The sequence below is a fragment of the Sulfitobacter sp. genome, from assembly GCF_041552635.1.
Taxonomy (GTDB): Bacteria; Pseudomonadota; Alphaproteobacteria; order Rhodobacterales; family Rhodobacteraceae; genus Sulfitobacter.
Genome location: NZ_JBFEKM010000372.1, coordinates 1 through 1,316 on the forward strand (window position 1 = coordinate 1; position 1,316 = coordinate 1,316).

Below are 1,316 nucleotides of genomic sequence, written 5' to 3' on the forward strand. Positions count from 1 at the left end.
CACCGCCATAGCCCAGCCGATAGCCTTGATCGTCCCAGCCCACCAATGGGGCCAATGCGATGTCAGGCGTGACTTTTGGCGCATCGGCGTGCGGCACCGGAATGTTCCAGTCACCACGGACCATTTTGGTCTTAGGCGTCCAGAGGTGGAAGATAAGGGGTGCGGCTTTGGTTTCGACCAATGGAAGAGCGATGATCACACCCGCATCGTGCAACTTTGCCATCAATTCCCGTAAATCTGGCTCGCCCTTTATGGGCCAGTATGCAGAAAGAATGAGGCCGTGCGCGCCGTCAAACCGGGAAAGCAGGACGCTTTCCAATTGCTCTGCCATTCTTGCAGAAACCAACGCGTGTTCATCCACGCTCAATGCCTTGCGCGCAGCCCTCAGATCGTCCCGCTTGGCCTTGCGCCAACGCGCCACATCACGCGCCTGAGCGAGATCCACGGCCATCGGATCGAAGTAGGTCGGGTCAATCTCGTGCGCCAGACAGGGTGGAGACGCATAAGAGCCGTCTTGGGCTTTCTTATCGTCGTCGCAGGTCATTTATGGCTTTTTTTCGATGGTACAGTTCCACCATCAAGGCAGGAAACAGCCTCTGTGATCATTTGTTCGATACGTATGCGCGTTGGAATAATGTCCCCAATTAATCCTGCACCTTGCCCTGCATAATTGGGCATGGCCTCCAGATCGCCGGTTGTTGTTCGCAGCGGTGAATCCGTACTGAAGCGATAGCGTTCCTGACCCTCGTCCCACGCAATCGCATCGCGCGGCAGCTTGTCCGGGTCGTGCCCCAAAAGCTTGCCATCAAGTGCTGCAGTGATGCTATTTCCGACGACACGCACCGCTGCCCCCTTTGGCCAGTTCAGCACGAACACATCGGTCAAGACGGTGTCGTCTCCACTGGCGTCGACCACGCGTTGCTTATGATCGGAATGGGCAAAGGACTCATTTGTTGCCAAAAAGGCTGTACCACATTGAACGCCTTGCGCCCCAAGCGCGAGCGCCGATGCCAACCCTTTGCCGGTTGAGATGCCCCCAGATAGGACGACAGGCAATTTGGTTCTTTGCAGTATAGTCTCTGCCAAAGCATATGATCCCATGCGGCCATGAACATGGCCCCCGGCTTCAATCCCCTGCGCGATAATAACGTCCGCACCGGCGTTCTCGGCCTTGCGGGCCTGTTCCGTTGTGCCAACCTGATGCAAGACCAACGCATCTTCGCGCTTGACCCGTGCAACAACGTCCGGAAGAACATCCCAAAAGAACGAAAACGCAGTGACGCCAAGATCAAGACACTGCTTGATCTGCGTATCCA

At 56.2% G+C, this 1,316-nt stretch carries 2 protein-coding genes; both read right to left on the reverse strand.

Going from position 1 to position 1,316, the window contains the following annotated elements; all coding sequences use genetic code 11:
- On the reverse strand, positions 1 to 544 hold a 544-nt coding region (locus ABYT07_RS21180; protein ID WP_372993965.1), incomplete at its 3' end, for a 5-formyltetrahydrofolate cyclo-ligase.
- Positions 541 to 1,316, reverse strand: a 776-nt coding sequence (locus ABYT07_RS21185) for an NAD(P)H-dependent flavin oxidoreductase (RefSeq protein WP_372993966.1), incomplete at its 5' end; no start/stop codon positions are given. The genes ABYT07_RS21180 and ABYT07_RS21185, both read right to left, overlap by 4 nt.